The 7,320-nt window shown below is 37.6% G+C and carries 7 protein-coding genes; all 7 read right to left on the reverse strand.

Features of this window, described 5'->3' with window-relative positions; translation table 11 throughout:
- Positions 1–10: 10 nt before the first annotated feature.
- Positions 11–709 carry a cytochrome c1 gene (locus tag IE155_RS03955; RefSeq protein ID WP_189376799.1) on the reverse strand — a complete coding sequence of 233 codons (699 nt, stop codon included), beginning with the start codon at positions 707–709 and terminating at the stop codon, positions 11–13.
- Positions 709–1,971, reverse strand: coding sequence for a cytochrome b (locus tag IE155_RS03960; protein WP_189376800.1), 1,263 nt, complete (start codon positions 1,969–1,971; stop codon positions 709–711). The genes IE155_RS03955 and IE155_RS03960 overlap by 1 nt, the downstream gene beginning before the upstream one ends.
- A complete protein-coding gene (gene petA / locus IE155_RS03965) occupies positions 1,971–2,561 on the reverse strand; it encodes a ubiquinol-cytochrome c reductase iron-sulfur subunit (protein ID WP_189376801.1) in 591 nt (196 codons plus the stop codon). Before petA ends, IE155_RS03960 begins: the two co-directional genes overlap by 1 nt.
- 311 nt (positions 2,562–2,872) lie before the next feature.
- The gene (gene rpsI, locus IE155_RS03970) at positions 2,873–3,265 is read right to left on the reverse strand and encodes a 30S ribosomal protein S9 (RefSeq protein ID WP_189376802.1); all 393 of its coding nucleotides are present in this window, start codon (positions 3,263–3,265) and stop codon (positions 2,873–2,875) included.
- A 3-nt stretch (positions 3,266–3,268) separates the two neighbouring features.
- Positions 3,269–3,697 carry a 50S ribosomal protein L13 gene (rplM, locus tag IE155_RS03975; protein ID WP_189376803.1) on the reverse strand — a complete coding sequence of 143 codons (429 nt, stop codon included), beginning with the start codon at positions 3,695–3,697 and terminating at the stop codon, positions 3,269–3,271.
- Positions 3,698–3,939: 242 nt separating this feature from the next.
- The gene (locus IE155_RS03980) at positions 3,940–4,644 is read right to left on the reverse strand and encodes a TSCPD domain-containing protein (RefSeq protein ID WP_189376804.1); all 705 of its coding nucleotides are present in this window, start codon (positions 4,642–4,644) and stop codon (positions 3,940–3,942) included.
- A gap of 64 nt (positions 4,645–4,708) precedes the next feature.
- Entirely contained in the window at positions 4,709–6,865 is a 2,157-nt protein-coding gene (locus tag IE155_RS03985) for an adenosylcobalamin-dependent ribonucleoside-diphosphate reductase (RefSeq protein WP_189376805.1), read from the reverse strand.
- Positions 6,866–7,320: the final 455 nt, after the last annotated feature.

The following is a 7,320-nucleotide window of genomic DNA, read 5'->3' on the forward strand; positions in this document are numbered from 1 at the left end:
TTATTCACATTTAGTGAACATCTCTCCAATATTCAACTTTTAATAAATACGCAAAGATTAATAAGATAAATAAGAATCCAATTACCCAATAGCCTAAAGCTTTACGCTCCAGTTTATTTGGCTCTCCAACATATTCTAAAAAGTTGGTCAAATCACGAACAAAGTTATCATATTGCTCTGGTGACATTGTTCCACCAGTTGCAGCTGATAAATTACCGTGTTCATCCATTGTTCTCACACCTTGCAAATTTTGCAACACATGAGGCATACCCACATCTCTAAATACTTTATTGTTAACACCGAACGGACGGTTTTCATCAACATAAAAAGAGTGTAAATATGTATAAATATAATCTGGACTTCTAAAGCGAGCTTCTAATGTTAAATCAGGTGGCGCAGTACCAAACCATTTCGCCGCTTCTTTTGCTGGCATATTGTTAGTAATGTGATCACCTGGCTTTTCACCTGTAGGCATCCAGTTAGCAACACCTTCTTTTTCATCGATACCTAAATCGGCGAACGTACGGTTATAACGTTGATACTTTAATTGGTGACACGCAAGGCAGTAATTAATGTACGATTGAAAGCCTCGTTTTAAAGACTCTTTATCCGCTAGGTCGTTATTCGCACTATCAAGTTGTGCGCTAGGGCCTGCTGCAAATACCAAAGTAGGTAAAATAGCTAACACTGCAATAATAAATTTTTTCATTATCCTGACACCCTCTCTGGTACTGGCTTAGTTTTTTCATTTTTACTGTAAAACCAAAGCGCAATAAAGAAACCAAAGTAACCTAAGCTAGCTACACGACCAACCATATTTAAGAAATCTGTTGCTGGAAGCGTACCTAAAATACCTAAAACAATAAAACTAATAGCAAACTGTGTTAAGTTCAAAAAGTGTAGCTTACTACGAAAACGTATTGATTTAACAATACCGCGGTCAAACCAAGGTAACGCAAATAACATTCCAATAGCAGCAAACATACCAATCATACCAAATAATTTATCTGGGATAACTCGTAAAATGGTAAAGAATGGGCCAAAATACCATACAGGTACAATATGCTCAGGTGTTTTTAATCCGTTAGCTGGTTCAAAGTTTGGCGCCTCAATAAAGTAACCACCACCTTCTGGGATAAAAAACATGACCCAACAAAAAACAATCAAGAAAATAACAACAGCGACTAAATCTTTCACTGTGTAATATGGATGAAACGGAATCGCATCAACAATATCGTACTTTTCAGAATATTGTTTATGAAATTTAAATTTACTTAACTCTTCCGGAGGAACACTACCTTTAGGTTTTTTAATATCAGTGCCATCAGGGTTGTTAGAACCAACTTCATGCAAAGCAAGAATATGTAAGAAAACAAGTACTACAAGTACTAATGGTAACGCAATTACATGTAATGCGAAGAAGCGATTTAACGTTGCTCCAGAAATTACATAATCACCTTTGATCCAAATAGTTAACTCTTCACCAATAACAGGAATTGCACCAAAGAGCGATATAATAACCTGAGCTCCCCAGTAAGACATATTACCCCAAGGTAATAGGTATCCCATAAATGCTTCAGCCATCAACACTAAGAAGATGAACATACCAAAGATCCATAATAATTCGCGAGGCTTTTGATAAGAGCCATATAATAAACCACGGAACATATGCATATAAATAACGATAAAGAAAGCCGATGCCCCTGTAGAGTGCATGTAGCGTAGTAACCAACCGTAATCAACATCACGCATGATATATTCAATTGATGCGAATGCCCCTGCGCCAGAAGGTTCGTAGTTCATCGTTAACCAGATACCCGTTACAATTTGGTTAACTAAGATAACTGACGCTAGAATCCCAAAAACATACCAAAAATTGAAGTTTTTCGGTGCAGGATATTGTGCCGCATGCTTATTCATGGCATCCATGAGAGGTAAGCGCTTTTCGATCCAAGCCATAAAATTATTCATTATGCTTCTCCTTGACCGACACCGATAAGTAAGGTGCCTTCCGTTGGGAATGAATGCTCAGGTACAACAAGATTTAATGGTGCTGGTACCCCTTGAAATACGCGACCAGCCAAATCAAACTTAGAACCATGACAAGGGCAGAAAAATCCACCTTTAACACCTTCAACCATTTCAGAGAAGTCATCTTTATGGTAAGTAGGAGCACAACCTAAATGAGTACATACCCCTAACGCCACCATGAACTCAGGTTTAATAGAACGGTATTCGTTAGTTGCATAGTCAGGTTGTTGAGGTTCAACTGACTCAGGATCACGTAATTGATCTTCATGATTGGCTAATGCTTTTAACGTTTCTTCGGTACGACGTATTACATAAATAGGCTTACCGCGCCATTCAGCACGAATTAATTGACCAGGCTGTACTTTGCTGACATTGATCTCAACTGGAGCCCCCGCAGCTTTCGCTCGGGCACTTGGGTTCCAGGATCCAATGAAAGGCACAGCTACACCGACAACACCTACACCACCTACTACCGAAGTAGCCGCGGTTAAAAAGCGTCGACGGCCGTTATTCACGGGCGCATTGCTCATCCAACATCTCCAATTATTATTCTATCTAAACAAAACATTTCGTTAATTAACTTAAATAAAGTAACACCGCATTTTATTTAAGCAAACTAGCGACAAAAAATTTTTACGATCATAAAGAAAAGCCCTATTTTTTACAAGGGAAATTTCACTGGAACCTCAGTTAGATATGAATAAAAAGATGTTATGGTGACTTTCTATGAACCTTTATTGTAAATGATTCTTTTTTCAATTAAAAATTGAGAAGTTTTACGTTAAAAATGTCAATAAAAAAGCCAGCATAAGTGCTGGCTTTTTGAACGATAAATAAAATATTAACGTTTTGAAAATTGTGGCTTTTTACGAGCCTTGTGTAAACCAACTTTCTTACGTTCAACTTTACGAGCATCACGAGTAACGAAACCAGCTTTACGTAAATCAGCACGTAAAGTTTCGTCAAACTCCATTAATGCACGAGTGATACCGTGACGAATTGCGCCAGCTTGACCAGAAATACCACCACCAATAACAGTAATGTTAAAGTCAAACTTTTCTAACATTTCCACTAATTCTAATGGTTGACGAACAACCATACGAGCCGTAGGACGGCTAAAATATTCAGAAATATCACGCTTGTTAATTGTAATTGCACCGTTACCAGCTTTCATAAACACACGAGCAGTTGAGCTCTTGCGACGACCAGTACCGTAATATTGATTATCAGCCATTGCTTACAGCTCCAAAAGTTGTGGTTGTTGTGCAGCATGCTTGTGCTCAGCACCAGCATACACTTTAAGCTTACGGTACATTTCACGACCTAAAGGACCTTTAGGTAACATACCTTTAACAGCAAATTCAATCGCACGCTCTGGCGCTTTTTCAATTAACTTTTCAAAGCTAATTTGCTTAAGACCGCCAGGGAATTCAGTATGCGAGTAATAAATTTTACCTTTCGCTTTGTTACCAGTAACACGAACTTTTTCAGCATTGATAACAACGATATAATCGCCTGTATCACAGTGAGGAGTGTATTCTGGCTTGTGCTTACCGCGTAAACGGCTTGCAATTTCAGTAGCGATACGACCAAGAGTTTTATTCTCAGCGTCCACTAAAAACCATTCGCGTTGTACGCTTTCTGGTTTAGCTACAAAAGTTTTCATTTAAAAAACCCAATATTAAAATGTTACTAAAAAACAACCTCAACATGAGACTGTCAGTTAAAAGACTACGCCATTACCCCTTCGAGTATCGAGTCCGTCGTCTAGTATCTTGGGGATATTAGACATTTGTAACGTCAGGGAGCGCGCATTATACAGAGGTAATTCCTAAAGATCACGTATATTTTTTAATCGCGAGGGATTTTCTAGTAAAAACATGAATAAAATCTCTCATAAAATTGATGTTAACTGCATTTTGAGTCACCGCAATTTAAACAAGTAGCACAACCATCAAGTAACACTACCGACTTTTGATAACATTTATTACATTTACTTGCCGCCGAAGGAAAGCTTGTATGTTTATCTTCTTTTTCATTATATCCTTCCTCTGAACTAGTAACTGCGGCTCTCTTTTGTTGAATATAAGCTTGTTGCTCACTATCAATTTTGCTATCAGGCATCATATTTAGTGCCTTTAAATGAGTTTCAACAACATGTCCAATATCTGCAACAACCGACGGCATATAAATACCAGTGCCTCGTTGATAATAGCCACCTTTAGGATCAAACACTGCTTTTAGTTCCTCCACTAAAAAGGTGCAGTCCCCACCTTTACGAAAAACTGCCGAAATAACGCGTGTTAACGCAACTATCCAAGAATAAAACTCCATGTTTTTTGAGTTGACAAAAATCTCAAATGGGCGACGCGATTCTTGCTCTGTGTCTTGGTTTAACAAAATATCATTAATCGTTATGTACAAAGCATGATCAGATATTGGTGGTTTGATTTTATAGGTAGAACCAACCAAAGTTTCTGGTCGTTTGATAGTTTCATTTAATTTAATAGCTTGATTATATTGAGTAGTACTATTGGTTTCGTACTCTGGTATTACTATCTCGTCATTTACCTTTACTTTGGCTGACGTTATTGTTTGAGTAATCTCTCTCATAAATTTCCCTTAGTTTTTAATTATTCTTAACTTGTGGCTTAACTACTTATTTTTCATACAGAAGTTATAATTTCCCGTAATAGCCCTCTTTTAGAGCATCGTGAAGATTAGCTGCACTATGAACTTCACCATCGTAAATAATGTTTTCATTCCCCTTAGCTGTAATTACCGTGCCATCGGCTAAAGTAAATTCGTAATTCACATTCGCTAAGTCTTGCTCTTTTACTAACACCCCTTGGTGAACTTCAGGGTTGAAACGGAAGGTAGTACAGCCTTTTAGGCCTTTGTCGTAAGCATACATATAAATGTTTTTAAATTTGTCATAACTAAAATCGGTAGGAATATTGATAGTTTTTGATATAGATGAATCTATCCAATACTGAGCTGCAGCTTGAATATCAACATGAGCACCTGGGCTTATTGTGTCGCTTGCAATAAAATAGTCAGGTAATTTCTTATTTTCATCGTCAGTAAATGCCAAAGCTCTTGAATTAACTAACTGGCGGTAAGCCAAGAGTTCAAAACTAGAAACGGCTACTGATTCTTTTGATTTTTTTCCTTCACGAATGATATTTCGGTGATATTCATGAGCAAAACTTGGCTCAATACCGTTCGAGACGTTATTACCTAAACTCAACGCTAATGTACCTGTTGGGGCAATTGAACTATGATGCGTAAAACGTGCCCCTACTTTTGCTAATTCAGCCACCAGCTCTGGTCGTTCTTGGGCAATACGTTGCATATAACGACTATATTTTGCATGTAATACAGCACCTTTAATGCTATCACCTACTTTAATACCATCAGCCACCATTTCAGGTCGTTGTAATAGCATTTTTTTAGTCACCGTAAAGTTTTGCGCCAATATTGGCGCTGGGCCTTTTTCTTTGGCTAAATTAAGTGCTTCTTGCCAACCAGTAATAGCCAATACTTTTGAAACTTCTTCAGTAAATGCTATAGCTTGCGGACTGTTATAGGGTATTTTTAGCAAGGTTAATGCGGATCCTAACCCTAAATAGCCCATACCATGTCGGCGTTTACTTTCAATTTCTTGTTGTTGTTCAGCTAAAGGTAATCCATTGATTTCAACAACGTTATCTAGCATTCGAGTAAACACTTTGGTGACTTCTTTAAATTTATCCCAGTTAAATTTCACTTTAGTTGTGAAAGGTGCTTCAACAAATTTCACTAAGTTAATTGACCCCAATAAACAGGCACCATAAGGCGGTAGAATTTGCTCACCACAAGGATTACTGGCCCGCAATTGCTCACAAAACCAATTATTGTTCATATCATTAGCATGATCGATCAATAAAAAACCAGGCTCTGCGTAATCAAAAGTATTGCTCATGATCATATCCCACAGCCTAGCTGCTGGCAGTGTTTGATATATTTTACAGGCGATCAGTCCTTGTTCATTTACAATATAATCATGGGCTTTTATAAATTCATCGCTGTAACAATTTTCTTTGAAATGAATTAACGAAGCGTCATTTAAATCAATATTGTCTGCGCTTAGCTCTTTATGAGATATAGGAAATACCAATGGCCAATCTTGATCTTTTTTAACCGCATCCATGAAATTATCGCTAATCAGTAGTGATAAATTAAATTGTCGTAATCGTCCATCTTCTCTTTTTGCCAAAATAAATTCTTTAACGTCTGGATGACAAATATCAAACACGCCCATTTGTGCACCACGCCGCCCACCAGCAGAACTTATGGTGAAGCACATTTTATCGAAGATATCCATGAAAGATAAAGGGCCAGACGTAGTAGCTCCAGCACCTGCCACATAAGCGCCGCTTGGCCGTAAAGTGGAAAACTCGTAACCGATACCGCAACCTGCTTTTAAGGTAAGTCCAGCTTGATGCACTTGCGACAAAATCCCCGTCATTGAATCATCTATTGTTCCTGAAACCGTGCAATTTATGGTTGATGTGGCAGGCTTAAAATGTTCAGCGCCCGCATTTGAAATTATCCTCCCAGCAGGATAAGCACCACACTCCATTGCCCAAATAAATTTTTCTTGCCAATGCTTTTTATTTTTAGGCTCGATTGAGGCTAATGTTTTTGCCACTCGGTGGAAAGTATCACTGGTAGTATGTTCTTGTGGATTACCATGTTTATCTTTTAAACGATATTTTTTATCCCAGATATCCCATGAGGCTGGCTGCAGCTCAATTGATTCAGTGGTAGTGGCAGTAGATTCAGTCGTCATTGTTTTTCCTTTTCATTATTGTTCGCAATTTAACTATTTCGTACGATTGCTCAATGCTACTGAATATATTTATTTATAAAACTTAAAACACAAGATATTGTGATCTGGATCACGCCAAAACACCATATACTGATACTTTAGATATTGAGTACTACTAGATATAGTAATTTATTGATGTTGCAAAAAGCCCAAAGCGGACATTTGTGTTTGATAACTAAAGACTGCTATAAACCTAGAGCGGTTGTGAAAGGTTATTAAAAATCACTAACCCCAATAGTCACTTTGATACGAAACCGGACGTTAGCCTTCGCTTATCTAGCGACATTTTAACCGATACAAATCAGCCCTGCGTTTGATAAGAGAATTGTACTTAATTCAATCAAAAACCTGTAAAATCAAGAATTATAATTTGATAAAAAAAGCCCAAAGCGGTCATTATATTAATATGATTTTAG

The organism is Thalassotalea profundi (assembly GCF_014653195.1).
Classification (GTDB): domain Bacteria; phylum Pseudomonadota; class Gammaproteobacteria; order Enterobacterales; family Alteromonadaceae; genus Thalassotalea_B; species Thalassotalea_B profundi.